The organism is Sporosarcina sp. D27 (genome assembly GCF_000586555.1).
Lineage (GTDB): Bacteria > Bacillota > Bacilli > Bacillales_A > Planococcaceae > Sporosarcina.
This window is the reverse complement of record NZ_AZUC01000050.1, coordinates 13926-32181: the sequence shown is the minus strand read 5'-3', so window position 1 is coordinate 32181 and position 18256 is coordinate 13926. Positions and strand designations below refer to the sequence as shown.

Annotated in this window: 20 protein-coding genes and 1 riboswitch; of the genes, 7 read left to right on the top strand and 13 right to left on the bottom strand. The window is 41.7% G+C overall.

Features of this window, described 5'->3' with window-relative positions:
- Positions 1-118 precede the first annotated feature (118 nt).
- Complete coding sequence (locus tag N693_RS0113675) at positions 119-568, bottom strand: PH domain-containing protein (RefSeq protein WP_025785392.1); 450 nt, start codon at positions 566-568, stop codon at positions 119-121.
- Positions 569-1192: 624 nt separating this feature from the next.
- Between N693_RS0113675 and N693_RS0113670 the strand changes: the two genes are divergently transcribed.
- From N693_RS0113670 to N693_RS0113645, 6 genes are all read left to right on the top strand, one after another.
- Positions 1193-2614, top strand: coding sequence for a YfcC family protein (locus N693_RS0113670; protein WP_025785391.1), 1422 nt, complete (start codon positions 1193-1195; stop codon positions 2612-2614).
- A gap of 21 nt (positions 2615-2635) precedes the next feature.
- Positions 2636-3814: a M20 family metallopeptidase gene (locus tag N693_RS0113665; protein WP_025785390.1), complete on the top strand. Its 1179-nt coding sequence runs from the start codon at positions 2636-2638 to the stop codon at positions 3812-3814.
- 318 nt (positions 3815-4132) lie between these two features.
- Positions 4133-4234: riboswitch (purine riboswitch) on the top strand.
- A gap of 153 nt (positions 4235-4387) precedes the next feature.
- Complete coding sequence (locus tag N693_RS0113660) at positions 4388-5248, top strand: DUF3100 domain-containing protein (RefSeq protein WP_025785389.1); 861 nt, start codon at positions 4388-4390, stop codon at positions 5246-5248.
- A 1-nt stretch (position 5249) separates the two neighbouring features.
- Entirely contained in the window at positions 5250-5702 is a 453-nt protein-coding gene (locus tag N693_RS0113655; RefSeq protein ID WP_051508747.1) for a hypothetical protein, read from the top strand.
- 30 nt (positions 5703-5732) lie between these two features.
- Entirely contained in the window at positions 5733-7082 is a 1350-nt protein-coding gene (locus N693_RS0113650) for an amidohydrolase family protein (protein WP_025785387.1), read from the top strand.
- Positions 7083-7120: 38 nt separating this feature from the next.
- Positions 7121-7891, top strand: a complete 771-nt coding sequence (locus N693_RS0113645) for a sulfite exporter TauE/SafE family protein (RefSeq protein ID WP_025785386.1) — start codon at positions 7121-7123, stop codon at positions 7889-7891.
- A gap of 296 nt (positions 7892-8187) precedes the next feature.
- On the opposite strand, the gene N693_RS0113640 is transcribed toward N693_RS0113645, so the two are convergent.
- The 12 genes from N693_RS0113640 to N693_RS0113585 all read right to left on the bottom strand — a co-directional run bounded on the left by N693_RS0113640 (position 8188) and on the right by N693_RS0113585 (position 17363).
- Complete coding sequence (locus tag N693_RS0113640; RefSeq protein ID WP_025785385.1) at positions 8188-9006, bottom strand: hypothetical protein; 819 nt, start codon at positions 9004-9006, stop codon at positions 8188-8190.
- A gap of 64 nt (positions 9007-9070) precedes the next feature.
- On the bottom strand, positions 9071-9517 hold the full coding sequence (locus tag N693_RS0113635; protein WP_025785384.1) for an N-acetyltransferase: 447 nt from the start codon (positions 9515-9517) through the stop codon (positions 9071-9073).
- Positions 9518-9807: 290 nt separating this feature from the next.
- Positions 9808-10857: a nicotinate-nucleotide--dimethylbenzimidazole phosphoribosyltransferase gene (gene cobT, locus N693_RS0113630; protein WP_025785383.1), complete on the bottom strand. Its 1050-nt coding sequence runs from the start codon at positions 10855-10857 to the stop codon at positions 9808-9810.
- Between the two features lie 50 nt (positions 10858-10907).
- Positions 10908-11432, bottom strand: a complete 525-nt coding sequence (locus N693_RS0113625; protein WP_025785382.1) for a GrpB family protein — start codon at positions 11430-11432, stop codon at positions 10908-10910.
- Between the two features lie 448 nt (positions 11433-11880).
- Positions 11881-12177, bottom strand: a complete 297-nt coding sequence (locus N693_RS0113620; protein ID WP_025785381.1) for a putative quinol monooxygenase — start codon at positions 12175-12177, stop codon at positions 11881-11883.
- 76 nt (positions 12178-12253) lie between these two features.
- Positions 12254-12682, bottom strand: coding sequence for a MarR family winged helix-turn-helix transcriptional regulator (locus N693_RS0113615; protein WP_025785380.1), 429 nt, complete (start codon positions 12680-12682; stop codon positions 12254-12256).
- Positions 12683-12873: 191 nt separating this feature from the next.
- On the bottom strand, positions 12874-13512 hold the full coding sequence (locus N693_RS0113610; RefSeq protein WP_025785379.1) for a nitroreductase family protein: 639 nt from the start codon (positions 13510-13512) through the stop codon (positions 12874-12876).
- Between the two features lie 449 nt (positions 13513-13961).
- Positions 13962-14180, bottom strand: a complete 219-nt coding sequence (locus tag N693_RS0113605) for a small acid-soluble spore protein Tlp (protein ID WP_025785378.1) — start codon at positions 14178-14180, stop codon at positions 13962-13964.
- Positions 14181-14413: 233 nt separating this feature from the next.
- Positions 14414-14890 carry a YbaK/EbsC family protein gene (locus N693_RS0113600; protein WP_025785377.1) on the bottom strand — a complete coding sequence of 159 codons (477 nt, stop codon included), beginning with the start codon at positions 14888-14890 and terminating at the stop codon, positions 14414-14416.
- A gap of 162 nt (positions 14891-15052) precedes the next feature.
- The gene (locus tag N693_RS0113595; protein ID WP_025785376.1) at positions 15053-15406 is read right to left on the bottom strand and encodes a DUF2200 domain-containing protein; all 354 of its coding nucleotides are present in this window, start codon (positions 15404-15406) and stop codon (positions 15053-15055) included.
- 63 nt (positions 15407-15469) lie between these two features.
- Positions 15470-16528 (bottom strand): DUF4236 domain-containing protein, encoded by a 1059-nt coding sequence (locus N693_RS0113590; protein WP_025785375.1) that lies wholly within the window; start codon positions 16526-16528, stop codon positions 15470-15472.
- A 163-nt stretch (positions 16529-16691) separates the two neighbouring features.
- Positions 16692-17363 (bottom strand): DUF3885 domain-containing protein, encoded by a 672-nt coding sequence (locus tag N693_RS0113585; RefSeq protein WP_025785374.1) that lies wholly within the window; start codon positions 17361-17363, stop codon positions 16692-16694.
- A 296-nt stretch (positions 17364-17659) separates the two neighbouring features.
- Here N693_RS0113585 and arr point away from each other — a divergent pair, with 296 nt between their 5' ends.
- Positions 17660-18076 carry an NAD(+)--rifampin ADP-ribosyltransferase gene (gene arr / locus N693_RS0113580; protein WP_025785373.1) on the top strand — a complete coding sequence of 139 codons (417 nt, stop codon included), beginning with the start codon at positions 17660-17662 and terminating at the stop codon, positions 18074-18076.
- The last annotated feature ends 180 nt before the right edge of the window (positions 18077-18256 follow it).

Here is an 18256-nt window from a genome sequence, read left to right as displayed (position 1 = left end):
AATCAACTTTACATAGTTAATTCTTTTGTAAAGAAAAGACTGTAGGCAAACCCCATAATAAATGGAGTTTGCCTACAGTCTGAGAGCTCAGAATATGCCGAACCCCCTATGTTTTTCTTCATTTATTGGTTTCCAATACCTTTATACTTGGATTACGGTCTAGAAGTTCTTGTAAGAATGAATCTTTGTCTTGCGGTGAAATTTTCACACTGCCGAGTAATGCATGTGTGTAAAACAATTCAAGAGCATCCACTGACGAAAGCAACCGATAGCCTGTATAGATGTCGCGTGTAGTGCCTATAGTCGTAATGTTTTCATAAGGAATTTCACTTCGGAATGGTCCACCTTTTACTAACAAATAATCGGGATGAAAAACATAGCGAACAGCAAAACTGCACCATGCAATGACACCAACACTGAATAGAAACACAATGGTAAGTGTCAAAATAACTGGCCAATCGGTTCCGCCTTCTAGAAACAGTGGCCACCATGTGCCGATGCCGATTACGAACATGCAACTACCGATGAACAAAAGAAACTTCTTATCTATTTTGGGTTTAAATTCCATCGGCTTGATCCCCTTTCAATTGTTTACTGACACCTGGACAAGACTGCTTATTATTTTCTACGATTCATATCTTTTAAAGATTCAAACTGTACAGATTTAAAGCATCATCTATTTTTTTCACAAGCACCGAGAATATATGCTGGATAATTTTTCGAAATATATTGACATCACATTCAATTCAGCATATATTCTATATAACAAATTTCCTTTCACCGGAAACACTTTCCGCTTAACGGAAAAGGAGTTGAGATAGATTATTATTCTAAGATGTATACATAGTGAATTTGAATTTTTGTAGAGCACTTAAAGGAGGCGCTTCAAAAAATTCAATATACTTTAAGTACAACTAGAGAAAATCAAAAACGAACGAAGTATCACAAGTAATATAAGATTTACTTGTCTGTAACGTGGTGGCAATAGCTCCACGGATTTGTCTAATCACTCGTGGAAGCGCTTCCACAAAAAGACAGTAGATGAACACGAGAACTTCCTTAGATGTTGTTCTCCAAACAACAAAGTTTTTAATGGCGTTCATGTAAGTCAAACAATACCTATTATCTAAAAAATTTGATAATAGGATAGATTCAATGCATGTCACATTTTCGTTATCCTGGGGGGGATATTATGACTAAGCCAACGAAAGATTACTTGAATCATCAAGAACAAGAAACTCCGGAAAAAGGGATGAATGCATTTGCACTTATGTTCATCGTCATTGTCATTATGACCGTCCTTACTTATATCGTGCCGGCGGGTCATTATGATCGAATTGAACAAGATGGTCGGACACTTGTGGATGCTAACTCATTTGAATTTGTAGACAACACACCTGTTGGCGTCCTTCAAATGTTTAATAGTGTGCATGTAGGTTTGATGGAAGGCGCGCATATTATTTTGTTCGTGTTCCTCTTTGGTGGTGCACTTGGAATAATGCAAGCAACAGGGGCGATTGATTCATTCATCAAGGTTGTCGCAGCACGTTTTGGAAAACGGGAAATTGTCCTGATTCCATTATTGGTTCTGATTTTCGCGTTACTTGGTACGTTAATTGGATCGGCTGAAGACACACTCGTCTATATCGCCATCATCGTTCCGATGACGATGGCACTGAGGATGGATGCGTTAACTGGATTCGCCATTGTCATGCTTGGAACTATGGCAACTGGATTTGTTACAGGTATTACCAATCCATTTAATGTAGCTGTTGCACAGAGCATTGCTGAACTCCCAATCTATTCCGGTATGGGATTACGCATTGCAATTTTCATTGTTTTTTACCTACTAACAGTCGTCTTCATTTATAGACATGCGATGAAGGTTAAGAAGAATCCTGCAGCGGGTATCTATGGCAAGTTCGATCCGAAAGATCAAGTAGCCATCGATATGGACTTTAAGATGAGTAAAAGACATTTACTTGCCTTACTTGTCCTACTTGCGAACTTCATCGCCTTAGTTGTCGGAGTCATTAAATTCGGATGGTACATTAGTGAAATCGGCGGTATCTTCCTTTTCAGTGCGATTATTATGGGGATTATCGGAAAGTTATCTATGAATAAGATGGCAGATGGTTTCGTATCAGGAGCACGAGAAATGGTAGCTGGGGCTTTAATCATCGGGATTGCTCAAACGATTCTGGTCGTTACGAAAGACGGTGGCTTATTAGATACCATTTTATATTTTTCTGCAGGATTAGTTGGCCAATTGCCCGCATCTATCAATGCAATCGGAATGTTCTTTATGCAGTTGGTCATCAACTTCATCGTTCCTTCTGGAAGCGGTCAAGCAGCTCTAACGATGCCACTAATGACACCTCTCGCTGACTTAATTGGCGTTACAAGACAAACTGCGGTATTCGCTTTCCAGATGGGTGATGGGATCTCGAATACCATTATTCCAACGAGCGGCGTTCTGTTAGCAGGACTCGCTATTGCTGGAATTCCGTTCACTCAATGGGTCAAATGGGTATTCCCATATGTATTAATACAGATAGGGATCACGGTTATTTTCCTCATCATTGCTCAAGCCATTAACTACGGACCATTTTAAAATAATTAGGGGGTTATACAATTGGTTTTAAGTCAAGAATCCTTGCAAAAAGAAGTCATTTCATGGAGACGTCATCTACATGAAAATGCGGAACTATCCCATCACGAATATAAAACATCGGACTATATTTATAAAACTGTTTCTGAGTTTCCTGGACTTACAGTATCTCGACCAACAAAAACCAGTGTCTATGCTGTATTAAAAGGCGGGAAACCTGCTGCTGAAACATCTCGCACGATCGCGTTCCGCGCAGATATTGACGCATTGCCTATCCATGAAGAGACAGATATCGACTTCCAATCCCAAAATCCAGGCGTGATGCACGCTTGTGGTCATGATGCACATGCTTCTATGCTGATGGGTGCTGCGAAAGCGTTGTCGGAAAGACGGGATGAATTCAGCGGAGAGATCCGTTTCATCTTCCAACATGCAGAGGAGGTAACGCCGGGCGGAGCTCAAGAACTTGTTGAGCACGGTGTCATGGAAGGCGTCGATTACGTGTTTGCATTACATGTCTATCCTTACGAAAACGCAGGTAAGTTCTCGATGCGTGCCGGTAAGATGAATGCAGCAGGAGATGATTTTGAAGTAAAAATCATCGGACGCGGTGGCCATGCTTCCACTCCGGAGCTTGCAATCGATCCGCTCATTATCGGAGCAGAAATCGTCACGAATATTCAACTGATCGTCTCTCGTAAATTACCGATTTTGCAGGCACCTGTCATCACTGTGACAAAGTTCAATTGTGGAAACTCGTTGAATGTCATAGAAGATCGTGCATCGTTCGGTGGAACAATTCGCTCACACGACCCCGTTGTTCGCGTACAGGCTCGAGAGTACTTGGACCAAGTGGTAAACGGAATCGCAAACACGCACGGTGCAAAAGCTGAAATCAAATGGGACCTCGGATGTGCTGCCGTTCATAATGACTCAGAAGCAACGGAAATCACACGTCGCGCTGCAGCTAAATTAGTCGGAGAAGAGAACGTAATCGACTTGCCAGAGCCAATGTTTGGCGCTGAGGACTTTGCAGCGTATTCGGAAGTAGTCCCTGCGTCTATGCAGTTTATCGGTGTTCATAATGAAGACTTTGGCAATGCCTATCCCCTGCACCATCCGAAATTCAAGATTGAGGAGACTGCATTGCAGTATGGTGTAAATTATTTTGTCAATATCGCAGAAGAACTTTGTGGTGAATAAGAAGAGGTAAGCAAAGGGAGCACTCAACAGGTCAAGAAACTCGACTTGTTGGAGCTTCCCTTTTTCGAATGTGTGTAAGGAACAACTCGTGCACAATTCGTAATTATTTCCTTGGTCAAACAAGCATTCATGCACCCAATTGTCCTTCGCTCTTTTTTTATATTCCTTTGGTTTATAGGTTGTTGTCACTCTTTTAAGGGCTGACGTTATCCAAAAACACTCACATACTTCGTCTTATTATGAAATAAACCTTTGACTTTCAAAATAAATTAGGTTAGTTTAGTTACTATCCGAACAATGAGTTGTTAACAACCAATTAAGTTCGCATTTCAATTTCATCGTATAAACTTGGAAATAGGGTCCAAAAGTCTCTACCAAACTACCGTAAATAGTTTGACTACGAAGAATGACGAAAAAACGATCAGGTAGCCGCACTTTGTAAATGAGGTGCATGGTTTGCCTTCTTTTCGTTTTCTCAGTCTGTTCACCTGTCAAACTCTAGTTGAAAAAACTAGAGTTTTTTCCATTTTCATATGCAGAATTTGAAAAAATTCACTAGAGAGGAAGAGTAAAATGGAAAGTACATCACATCCACGACAATCGTTATGGGGGAATTTAAAAGAGAATGCTCGCTTATATATAGCGGCTTTCATCATTGTCATCATCGCCGAATTTATCGGAATGAAAACTTTCCATTTAGGATCCGCTTTAATTGTAATTTATCCTATGCTTTTTGCAATTGTGATCAGTGTGTTACTTGGAAAGGATATTTTACGTTTCTTCACAAAGAAGGAAGCAAAAAAGGCCTCCTCACTAGTGCTCGTAGTGATTACTCCTTTTATGGCGAAAGTCGGTGTATTAGCGGGTGCCAACCTTCCTGAATTAGTCAATGTTGGACCGGCACTAGCTTTCCAAGAGCTCGGTCATGTCGGAACAATATTGCTCGCATTACCTGTAGCATTGCTGCTCGGCATCAAAAAAGAAGCAATTGGTGCAACGAGTTCAACGTGCCGGGATAAGGATTATGGTTTGATTTGTCATATTTACGGTTCTGATTCCCCCGAAGCAAGAGGTGCCCTTTCCATATACATCATCGGTTTTTTAATAGGTACTGTCTATATCGGATTTTTAGCAAGCTTTGTCGCATCGTTTAACTTTTTTCACCCGTTGGCACTTGCGATGGCTTGCGGAATCGGGAGTGGCGTGATGATGGCGGCTGCGTCAGGTACACTTGCAACTATCTATCCTGAATACGCTGATCAGATTGTCATGCTGGCAGGAGCAAGTGATATGTTGTCTGCCATTGTAGGAATTTATTTTACTTTGTTCATTTCTCTTCCACTTACAAAGAAATTGTATTACTTTCTGGAGCCAAAGCTTTCAGGTGGATTTCCTAGTTTCCTCAAAAGACATAAAGTAAAAGGAGGAGCTTAACATGGCTATGAATATGCGTAACTGGACTCTTTCCCTTATCCTGACCTCAGTCGTTACGACGCTCATGGCGAACCTAATCGGCAACAATGTGTCCATTACAGAATCTATTCCGGGTGTACTCACATTGTCTGCCATTGCGTTTGTCGGTATTTCATTAGGAAAGCTGATCCCTTTAAAAATTCCACCTATCGTCTATGTCGTGTTAACTGGAATGGTTGTGGCAAGCCCTATATCACCGATTGCCCAGCCAATTATTGATGCTACAGCTAAAATTTCTTTCATGGCTCCGATTACAATTGTCGGGACCCTTGCTGGAATAGGACTCGACTTCAAGTCATTCATTAGCCAAAGTTGGAAAATGGTAATCGTCGCTATCTTGGTCTTTACAGGTACTTTCCTTATACAGGCTACGTTTGCCGAAGTTTTTTTGAATGTGACAAATACGTTTGAATGATGCACCCAAAAAAAATCATGGAGGACTATCATGCAGAAAAGAGAAGAACATGCGGATCTGATTGTTAAAAATTGTTCCCTACTGGCCCCTGACTTTCAAGTCATACATAACCAAGCTATTGTGATAAAAGATCAAACCATTGTCGATATCGGAGACACGTCAACAGTTTCGGAATCCTTCACAGCGACTGAAACCGTGGATGCGAAAGGTAAATTCGCGATGCCGGGTCTCATCGATGCCCACACTCACACGTGCCAGCAACTTTTAAGAGGGCGGATAGCAGATGAATTGCCGATGATTTGGACACGGATCATGGTTCCTTTTGAAAGTCGTCTTCAGGAAAAGGACGTACGCATCAGTTCCCAACTAAGTTGCCTAGAGATGATCAAATCCGGAACCACCTCTTTCATCGATGCAGGTGGGCGGCATATGCATAAGGTGGCTGAATCGGTCTTGGAATCCGGTTTGCGCGGAGTCATTACGTCTTCAACGATGGATAGTGGCAAAGAGATTCCCACAGATATGAAGTTATCTATCGCAGAAAACATTAACCTCAATCGTCAATTGTTCAACGAGTTCAACGGATCTGGCGATGGGAGATTAGACGTTTGGTTTTCCCTGCGCTCTATCATTTCTTGCACGCCTGATCTAATCCAAGAAGTATTTAAAACGGCAAAGGCTTGCTCTACCGGTGTACAATCCCATATGAACGAATATACAAATGAAATCGGTTATTGTCTTGAAAATTACAAAATGCGGCCATACGAGTACTTGGAATCTTTAGGTGTACTGGATGAGCGCTTCTTAGGAGCTCACAGCATTCTTCTTTCTGCAAACGAAATGGAAATCATCAGAGATTATCAATGTAAAGTTGCCCATAGTCCTGTCAGTAATTCTGGAAAAGGGGTCCCGAATACCCCTCAATTATTACAAAAAGAAATAACAGTCAGTCTTGGAACCGATGGTGCTGGGCATTCCGGTTTAAACTTGTTCGATCAGATGCGAGTGTTCAAATCACTAATGCGTTCGTCTTTCGGTGCTCCTATTTTCGACCCTGTCGTCATGCCTTCAAAAACTCTATTGGAAATGGCAACTTTAGGAGGAGCAAAGGCGATGCTTCGGGAAGACCAATTAGGAACGTTGGAAATCGGCAAAAAAGGGGATCTCATCCTCATAGATGTCGATCAACCCCATATCCAACCGACCCACAATTTACTAAATACGCTGATTGAAGTTGTAACAAGCCGGGACGTAACAGATTCAATCGTCGATGGAAAACTATTGATGAAAGACAGACAAGTCCTTACAATGGATGAAGAGAAAATAGTATACGAAAGCAAACTTGCAATGAAAGAACTTGCAAATCGAGCAAATATATAACCCATTTCATAGGGTTAAGAATAATCGAGGTCTAACTTATGTCCATTTTTCTTTTTTGTATCGTCTTACTTGCCAACTTAGTGATTGGCATCTTTTTAGGGATATCCGGGATTGCCGGCTTCCTATTGCCATTAATTTATGTCGGTTTTTTACACATGCCAGTACACGACTCTCTTGCACTAAGTTTTTTGGCGTTTGCAGTCTCGGGCGTACTCGGAGCCTACTCTTATTGGAAGATGAAACAAATGGATTTGAAGCTTGCCTTATTTTTAAGTATCGGCAGCCTGCCTGGAGCTTTTTTGGGTGTCCAAATCAATGTCTTAACTTCCGATTTTCTAGTAAAGCTTTTCCTTTATCTATTCGTCCTGCTCGCGGGGCTATCCATTCTGTTCAAGAAAAACCGAGGCGAGACTGAACAAAAACGTTCATCCCTGTTGGATCATCGCCTATTCGTGATGCTACTTGGATTTTTGACAGCAGTCATCTGCGCGCTAACAGGGGCTGGCGGACCAATATTATTAGTACCTTTGCTAGCGAGTCTTGGAGTCAATATTAGAGTGGCAGTCGGCGTGAGTCTCTTAAACTCCGTCATTATAGCTATCCCTTCCATGGCGGGATACTTCTCCCGAGCTAATACTGACTCAATTACCGTGATGATTGTTGCCAGCTTGCTTGGTACAATCATCGGAATTCTGACAGGAACACGGATTGCAAACAAAGTTCCGATACCACAGTTAAAGTTACTGATCGCAATTATCACTATCGTTTCGTCCGTCTATATGCTGGTATATTTAGTGTTGGGAGCTTAAAAACTAAGTAACACGGGACATCGCACAGTCCCAAACACTGTTCAATTAACAAATTGATATCATTTTCGAAGCATATATAGAGCTCTGCAATTTAATTTAGCTGTGTTGAGGGATTCCAGCACTGCTTCGGCTCCAATCTGTGCATCGTTTCAAGAAAAATAAGCAACCTTCCTGCGTCTTTTTCATTGCAGGAAAGTTGCTTTTAATTATATTTATCCATGGATGCTTGATGGAAGGTCCCCCCGTATCTCCTCCTAAATTTTGTACATGCATGTGGCGTGCCGTCATGCAAATCATCACTCAAAGACCCCAATGAACACATTCGATCCCTTTCCGTTGGAGTACTTATTGTAGATAGGTTCCTCGGACTCATCAAATTGATCTGAGGTAATCCTTACATAAAGAGGTCCATCCCATGTCCCTTCCAATCCAGTAAACCGATTCAAAATATCTTCAAAGTGTGCATTCGTCATTACACCAGCGTAGTTAAAAGTCAGCCACATTTCAGCTTCATCATTATCTGAACGCCCCTTATACTGTTCCATCCATTCTTTTGCTTCCTTTTCATATGGGTCTGCTAGTTGATTTTCTCCGTACAACCTCAATAGTTCAGGTAACATTTCCTTATCATATTCCACTTGTTTAATGACAATCTTTTCGCTCTCTTCCCAGCTCAATCCGGGAATTGCCTTCATTATTTCTTCTACTTTAGGCACTGCAGATTGATGGGCTGCAGTTGAGATTCTCTCCATTAACACATCCCCAAGTGTCTGAAGGCCTTCCGTACGTTCCAGCCCTAGATGATCCACACCGGCAAACCTTCTAGGCTCTGCCTCCTCATCCACACGCAAAAAAGCGCGACCTTTGTAAACAGGATCATGTTCCGTTTCATAATCGACCACAACTCGGCTCGTATCTGCTGACTTTCCGATATTGTCATATTGCACTTTTCCTGCTGACACAGTCAGCCCTTTCTCAATCATCGCCTCCTCGACTAGTTGTTGCGCTTCTTCCACTGTGCTTTCCTGCTCGATGAATTGCTCCGCTTCTTTTGATTGGCAGGCAGTTAATACCGTCAACAAGCCTATTATTACGAATAGATAGATGTACTTCATAGCTCCCCTTCTCTCTTCGTTCAGTTAGCGGTTCAGTAAGAAATTCTATCCAAGCTCTCATTAACTAGCCCTTACGCATTATCTCTTCACCGTCTGTATCATATTCACCGATGGATATGAAACCGAGTGTTTCATACAAGTGAACTGCACCCCGATTATCTTTATAAACACTCAAGTAAACCGGTTGCTCTCCATATTCCTTCAGCACCCGTTCCATTAGCAGTCCCATAAACACTCGGCCGAATCCCCTACTTTGAAACTGCTCATCAATTAGCATCCGATCAATCCAAAGATTATTGCCTCCCTGGCTATCCTTTAAGGAACCATACATCGCAAAGCCAACAGGCACGTTATCGACATACAAACCCACTGGCCGAAATTCCTTCCATTGCGCGGCTTCCGCTAAGCATTCTTCTATTGTTTCGATGAAGCCACGCTGATTTTCTGCTACACGCAAGGCTAACATCTCTCTTCTATTTGTTTCGCTTACGTGTCGGATATCGTAGTTCATAAGTGCTTCTCCTTTTAATATAGTGGTACTGCATCATGACACAGACTTTTAACCTAAACTAATTGTTGCTTATCTTGAACATTCCAATAGTCTTCTCCATTCTCCAGTACTATCCCTTACTAGCAATCACATAGCATTTGAAACGAAATAAAGACTCGTACTAAAAACGCCGTTCAGACTTTTCACTAGGAATTAGCTATCTAACAATAGAAACTTTCATTCATTCGTTCGAGAGACACATTCTATACTCACTAATGTGGACAACATCGGTCATTAAAGCATGGTAGAGACTAAATTTCCATGCCTACTTCCGAAAAAGTAGCCATATGTTTGATCATGCTAGCAGCCGATTCAATAATTGGGAAGGCTAAAGCAGCTCCAGAACCTTCACCCAAGCACATATCCATAGTTAACATCGGTTCGATTCCTAACAGTTCACTTGCCAGTCGCCCGCCTGGTTCAGCAGAAGCATGGGAGGCTAAGAAATATTCCTTGGCTTTTGGCTCAATAGATGCCGCTATCAGCGCCGCCACTGTGGAAATATAGCCATCTATCACGACAGGAATCCGATTTGCAGCTGCCCCAAGCATCACTCCTGCCATACCACCGATTTCCACCCCACCCACCTTGGCCAGAACATCGATTCCATCATTCGGATTTGGCTTATTTTTCGTAATGGCTTTCCTAATGACCGCTGCTTTGTGCTCAATTCCTCCTGGTCCCACACCTGCCCCTTTTCCCGTAATCTCTAAAGGGTCGCAATTTTTAAGAACAGACAAAATAGCCGTACTAGGAGTGGTGTTGCCAATCCCCATCTCGCCTGTTCCAAGCAATTGGATTCCATTTTTCGCTTCCTGATTGGCCATCTCTATACCAACCTCGATCGATTGGATCGCTTCCTCTCTAGTCATTGCAGGACCTTTCAACATATTATCTGTTCCATGTTTAACTTTCCTTTTGATCACGCCTGCAGCTTCAGGAAGATTTCCTTTGATTCCGATATCTACTGCAATAATTTTTGCCCCGGAAACCCTACCTATTGCGCATACACCCGTTAATCCTTTTTGAAAGAGCAAGGTCTGGGCTAACGTGACCTCTTGAGGATTACTTGAAATGCCCTCATCGTATACACCATGATCAGCAGCCATAGTAATAATCGCTTTCCGATCGACTGAAGGGGTAAGTTCTTTAGTGATGCCTGCTAATTGTACGGCAATCTCTTCGAGTCTTCCTAAGCTATTAGGGGGTTTGATCAGATTGTTTACACGTTCCCTTGCCCTATCCATTATCTCCTCATCCAATTTTCCAATCTTATGTATGGTCTGTTCTAGCACTCTCATTTTCCATTCTCCTCCTTGACATAGTGAATAGTGTCTGACTGATTCAGAATCTAACATTTTCGGGACCATTGAAGAGCATCACATTCAATTCGCCGGATTAATTCTGATTTCCCTTCTATATACTTCTCAATATCATACGGATACTGTTCAGCTAATCGTGTTTTCAACTCTCCATATTCCAGCGCGCGAGCAGGATGCACTCTTAAAAAATCTCGAAACACAAGATGACGAACAATGGCAGGACTTCCTTCTTCAAAGACGTGAACGTGGTGACTCCTCGCATTGCCCCCCTTTTGAAAGTAACGTCTTCCTGCGATACCGTTTTCACCTTTAGCTTCATACCCAATTCCACGCATCGCTTCATTCCATTCATCTACACGTGAAATCGAGCGAACAACGAGCAGAAGGTCAATCACTGGCTTAGCAGACAATCCAACCACTGCTGTACTGCCGATATGATGCACTTCTAGTAGCTCAGAACCAAAAATATTTCGTAACGTATCCGCTTCTTTTTGAAATGCAGGTAGCCATGTTGACGAGTAAGGAAGTACCTCCACTTTCCTTTTTGGCTCCATAACGCTCTCCCTTTCTATTTTGAATTGGCTAGTTCTCCTTGGATATAAAAGATCTACTAAAACGAATAAATTCTCCTCGTATTATTCTGATAGTTTAGCATAGTTGGCTCCATTGTTGGCTGTACATACAAAAATCCCGCAGCATATGTCGCAACGGGATTAGCTTTTGTTCAATTAAACCTGCTGGCCGTAAAAAATTATAATGGACGCCTCTCCACTTTTTGTCCTATCAACTCTATATAGAGAGTCGATGTCGATTTCAACAGGACACATTGGAACACCGTGAATAAAACAGATCGCACGTTACTTGAAACACGAACCAATCTCAATAGCCTAGTCATTGAGCTCTTTTAGATGTTAATACCTATGTTATTACTTGTGGGTGTAAATGTGCATAAGAAAAACCCAAGAATGAACTCCTTGGGATGTTTGCTATTTAAAATAGAAATTATGCTTTTACAGGTTCTCCACTGAATACTTTAAGGTCCATTGGTGCAGCCAAGTAAGTTGGCGCTTTTTGAACAAAAGCAGTGAAATGCTCACTTGTATTATGGGCTGTAGTAGCTTCGATATCGTTCCAAATTTCAACCATTGTATAATGGCAATCTTGTTCCGTAGATTTCAACAAATCATAGCTACTGTTACCTTCTTCAGCTCTTGATGCTGCAAGAAGTGTTTTGACTTCTTCCAAGAATGCTTGTTCTTGATCCGGTTTTACTTGAAGGTGTGCGTGAATAATAATCATAGTTATCCATCCTTTTAATTAGATTTATTGAACTAGAGGCTTATGCATAATAATATCCAGTTCTTTTTCAAAACTTTTAGTAGTCAACGATATTGTTTTGCATGCGATTAAGCATATCTGATAGGGATTCTAATTCTTCTGGGTTAAAATCATGAAGCATTTGTTTCACAAAACTAACCTTTTCTTTCTTGTAACCCACAATTTGTTTACGTCCTTCCTCGGTAAGGCGAACAAATATCACTCGATTATCGCTAGGGTTTCTTCGTCTTGTCACCATGCCATTTGCCTCAAGTTGTTTTAGATGACGAGTAATGGCACCACTATCGATATTAACAGCTTTTTGTAGGGTGGATTGAGTAATTTCTTCGGTTTCATAAAGCTGGTGTAGCAATTCATAGCGTGATGCGCTAATGCCTGTACACCGTTCAAATTTAGGGCTGATTTGATTATTAAGTCCATTAAGCAGACGTAAGATTTGTTCCTGATTTGATAGTGAACATCTCATCAATTGACCTCCAAAATAATTTATGAGGTCAACCTATAAGAGTGTCTACAATTAATTGACTTCTCAATAATTGACCTATCAATAAATATAGTGCAAAAATATCTAACATACAACCAAAATAATCACTAACCTAAATTTAATTGTTGTAAAACTAAATAACACATACTGAGTTAAATTCAATAGATGCTATCTTATCTCCATTTTGTAGTTGTATCGACTGGCAAACGATACGATTGAAAACCTTCATTGAGGGCTTTACCTATGGTGATTAGCATAACTGGCATATAACGTTCTTTCTCCAGATCAAAGGCCTCAGCAATCTGGTCTTTTTCATAACCACCGATAGGATTTGTATCATATCCGTAAGCACGGGCTACGAGCATAAGTTGCATTGAGACAAGACCAGCATCCAGCATAATGGTATCTTTCATTTGTTCATCTGACATCTTTTCATAAATCGGTTTAAAGGCATTCAATTGAAATTCTTTAACTTCCTGAGGCATATATCCAAGTTCAACTGCTTTGCCATAAATTTCTTCGGCATACTCAAAATTATTTAAGTCTGCGAATACAGCGATTACTGCGGATGAGCTCAAGACTTTATCCTTGTTGAATCTGGAAAGAGGGGCCAATTTTGCTTTCCCTTCCTCACTGTCAATCACAAGAAATCTCCAAGGTTGCATATTAATTGACGATGGGGCTTTTGAAGCTTGAGTGATAATTTCACTCATTTCTTCACGGCTGATTTTAACCGTAAGATCATATTCTTTGATGGAACGACGTCCATTTAATATTTCATTGAAATTATTCGTTTTTTGATGTTTTTGCATAATGAAAAAGCTCCTCTTCTCACTTCAAATTAATTGACGAAACAATGTTTGATACATCAATGATTGCTTCGTCAAATAATATAATATGAATTTGAGAAATATGCAACTCCTAAGATTGATTCGCCAAAATTTAACAAAGAAAAAGCAACTCCACTCAAAACATGCACTTGACTAGTAGTAACATCTTAAAAACTCCTCGCTATATTCCTGTTAATTCCGTTCGTGCAGTGCTTGGGTTTCCGTATGTAGTAATGCCTCCTATTCAACTTCCGTATTTATTTATAAATAGATCAAGTCGAGGCTGAACAATCCGGACACTATTTCGAAATGAGTTTGAGTTGTGTGTTATATAGGAATTCTACATAATGCAAAAAAATCCCGCGGCATAGGTCGCAACGGGATTAGACTCTGTTCAGTTAAACCTGTACGTCACTAGTGAAAATGACGTATCAATACTTCTTATTACGAGATTTGTTTTCTGTTGCTATTTCTTCCTTCAAATCTTCAATGCTTTCTGCACGTCGGTCGTTTTTCGCTTTAATTTGAGCACGCTCTTTACCTTCTGCAAAATACATCGCTTCCTCGGCCGCTTCCATATTACCAATCGTTTTTTTCAATCGCTCTACATTATCCGCAGGATCATTCGGTTTCGGAAAGTTTTTCGCCATCAGACATCCTCCTTCACTCATAGATCATGATACAGAGGATAGTCTTCCCTAATTGGATACAATTATTACTAATGGGTTTCGGTAGAAAACATGTGAAAGGAACTATTGAAATACAACTGGACAGATTCGTTAACAAGTAAAAGTGATAATCCCTGTTAAAGACGATTTTTCCTTCATACAAACACCTACATCCAATAGATTGAAATCGTGTCACACAGGCAACCTGAACTCCTTCAACACACTTGGACAACATCTGCTTGAGTGAGTTGCGTTAACTCTTCAGGCGTTAGCTCAAAAACAGCTTTCGGATGACCCGCGGCCGCCCAGATCGTATCATACTGCAAAAGATCCTTATCAATCAGTGTACGAATTGGTTCGGCATGTCCCATAGGCGGAACTCCACCGATTACATAGCCTGTGTGCTCACGAACAAATTTTGCATCTGCCTTACCCGGTGCATCTCCTGTATGTTGCAGGACTTTTTGTTCGTCAATCCGATTTGTGCCACTCGCAATCACCAATAGCGGCTCTCCGGATTGTTGTAATTTGAAAAGAATCGATTTTGCAATCTGCGCGATTTCACAGCCAATTGCATCAGCCGCTTCTTGTGCTGTCCGGGCACTGTCCGGTAGCTCTTTTACCTCTCGAGCGCTTCCCATTCCCTTCAGCTTTTGCTGAAATGCCTCGGCTTGTTTACTTACCTCCGCCATCTCATTTCCCCCTCTGTCTGTTTAGTTCTCAATGATTCAAGCTTACAATAAAAGCTGAACATAGTCGACAGAAAAGACAGATAAAACTGTTAACTATTCCTTTTGGAGCAGCGTCGTAGTTGTACGTTCATGCCCCTACACTGATAAAAAACAAAAACTTAATCAGGGCTTCCTCAAAATTTTCTCCATCGCTTTACCTTTTGCTAATTCGTCGATTAGTTTATCCAAATAACGGATTTCCTGCATCAGTGGCTCTTCAATGTCTTCCACTCGAATGCCGCAGATCACACCTTTAATCAGTGTTCGTGCCGTATTCATCTGGGGAGCTTCCGCAAAGAACGTCTCAAAATCAGTCTTTTTTTCTATTTGGGCTTCCAGCTCTTCCTGTTGATAGCCTGTTAGCCAGCAAATAATTTCATCGACTTCTTCTTTCGTACGTCCTTTTCTTTCCGCCTTCGTAACGTAATGGGGATAGACACTTGCAAAACTTGTCGTAAAGATTCTATGCTTAGTCATCTTGCACCCTCCTACCTTATATTTTAGTTGTTAAAACGAGCGAATAAATGACAGATTCATCTATCACCCTAATTCTTCCACTAAACGGAATCCCTTGGTCTTCAAATGGTTCATGTGGTGCTCAAAAGTTTCTATCGTTCTAGAGGAATCCTGCAATTCAAAGAGCATTCCGGACAACTCGTCCCTTCTAATGCGAACGGACGCAATACACCCTTTTACCGGTGGTTCGTCCGCCTGACTACGGTCATAGACATTTATAATCACCTGTTCAGCTGGCAAGATGGCGAACACGTTGCGTGCTGCACCAAGGATGCAGCTGCAAACGTAATCCTGATAGAGGGCGTAGTAGTTGGTTTTTCCCATCTTCTTTCGGGACAGATTACCTTTCGCTGTCAACGACAGTACTTCTGTAGGTACGACTTCCTCTTCGCCGAGTTCTACATACACCGACAACTCGCCGTTTCGGAATTGGGCATGGACCGTATTCCCGAACTGCTCGATGGAATCGAACGCCTGATTCGTGGATAGCGCTTCTAGCCATGCGGTTTCATCTCCCACAAGTACCCGTGACGCCTGTTCAGACAGCGCCCGTTTTTCAGAAAGCACTACCTTGTCCTGCTCAACCGCCTTGTTCAGTTCCTCTCTCAGTGCCCGTCGCTTCGCTTCCTCTCTACGGAACAAACGGTCAAACCAAGTCGGTTGGTACATCTCCAATTGGCGACGCGCCACCTCAGCGTTTGGTCCATGTTCTGCAAGCTGGTCCAAGTCTTCCTGGAGGATTGATTCCCAATCCACAGACTGCACCGTTTCAAAATGAATGGAGAGTAACATATCGATATAACTAGTGTACGCCTCGACTTCTTTAGCCTCCGCAGAATGAGCGGGTTTAGTCTCCGGAGCAACTTGAGAAGCAGAATGTTGAGGACGTTTGGATCGTTTGGATGTCAATTGCTCCGAGTACGAGATTCCCGTCCCTGGAATCCCAACATTTGCTCGAACACCTCGTTTTCCTACCGTTATGGACGCACCACGCCGACCAAGAGATGTACTGACTCCACTTTTACTAATGTTCAACCGAACCCCTGGTGCAATTTTAATACGCTTTTGAAATCGGAATCCCATAGGTAGTCCCCTTTCTGTTTAATAAGATAGGTCTCCTCGCAACACTGGATTGTAGAATAAATGAGTTAGCCTATTATACCAATAATAAATTATGCACCAAACACAAACAGACCTGTCTGTGTCACGAAAAAAAGATCGCTCCTCATAAAAGGTGCGATCTCAGTTATCCATCCGAATTACAAAAGGTTTCATCAATTGCTATCCGATCATAATCTAGAATCCAATCATTATAGGACTCATACAACAATCGAATATCATTTTTATCCGCAGCTAAAATATCACAGCCTCGATCGTCGTAGAGGTGATAGATCATGTCCCGAGTAATATTGATGAAATACACTTCAACACCGCTCGAGGGATTACTTTTCAATATCGTTGACGGGTGTGCAAAGTCTTCATAACAGATCGCCTGCAACAGCTGTTGATAACGAATATCCCCCTTTTTACAGAGCAGTGAAAATCGATGAATGACACGTTGGTCCTCTTCCTCTTCATACGGATCCGGGATAACTTCATGCCGCAACTCAGTTAACACATCACGCTGTTTGACATACTTTAAGTAGACATTTAACGGTCTCTTTCGAAGGTAAGAATTTGACAAAGTCGTGTGGACATCTGTAATTAGCATCATCTCATCCGTTCCACTAAACACCTCGTCAAACAATGTAATGGAGCGATGGAATGCTTGCTTTAGCTGGATTACAACCGGCTCATTAATAGAAACTGATGGATCCGAGATTTCGTAACGGATTGCAGGGGACCACGAATAGAACAAGGAAGGAGCTAACGTAAGTTCTTTGAAATGAAGGTCCATGTAGGATTGCAATGTTGGCATGAATTTCTTGCTCCTTTCCTTGGGCGCTTCTTGGCCGAAGATTGCCGATGCCGACTTTCATGACCTACCTCACATCATTTGTACACCATACAATTGTAAAAAAACACTTTCTAATGTATTGGAAAGTGTCTTTATCATACTCGTATACTGTATGTGGGTCTGCCCAATTACTGCTTGGCAGCGCCACCCTTTGCTCTCATTATACCATAATCCCTAAATCACTTATAGACTGTTCTTTCTATAGTTGCTGTCTTATACTAATACATACAAATTTGGAGTATGAGGAGTGAAGTCTAATGGATAACCAAACAACCTTGACAGAGAACGGTCCTTTCTTTCACGGCACAAAAGCGGAATTGCAGATTGGAGACTTTCTGGTAACGCAACACCACTCAAACTACCAGAACAAAAAATCCAACCACATCTATTTCACCGCAACCTTAGATGCCGCAAAATGGGGTGCAGAACTGGCCGTGTCGGGATCCCGAGAACGAATTTACATTGTCGAACCGACTGGCCACTTCGAAAACGACCCCAATGTGACGGACAAACGATTCCCCGGCAACCCAACACGCTCATACCGCTCTAAATCGCCGGTGAAAATAATAGCCGAGTTAGGCAAATGGGAACGCCATTCCGATGATGAAATCAACCACATGCTGACAGCATTACAAACTCTACGTGAACAAGGAAAGGCAGTCATTTACGATTGATTGAAATTTTCAACATCACTACCTGTAAATCTTATGATCCACAAGCTATTAACCATTTTGGAAGCATCCACAACATCGAATATTACATCTGACAAATCTTCACGTGTAATTCACGCGGAAACAATGCGACCTTTTACAGGTAGCTTATCAGCTAGGGGAATGTCATATATATGGACAAGA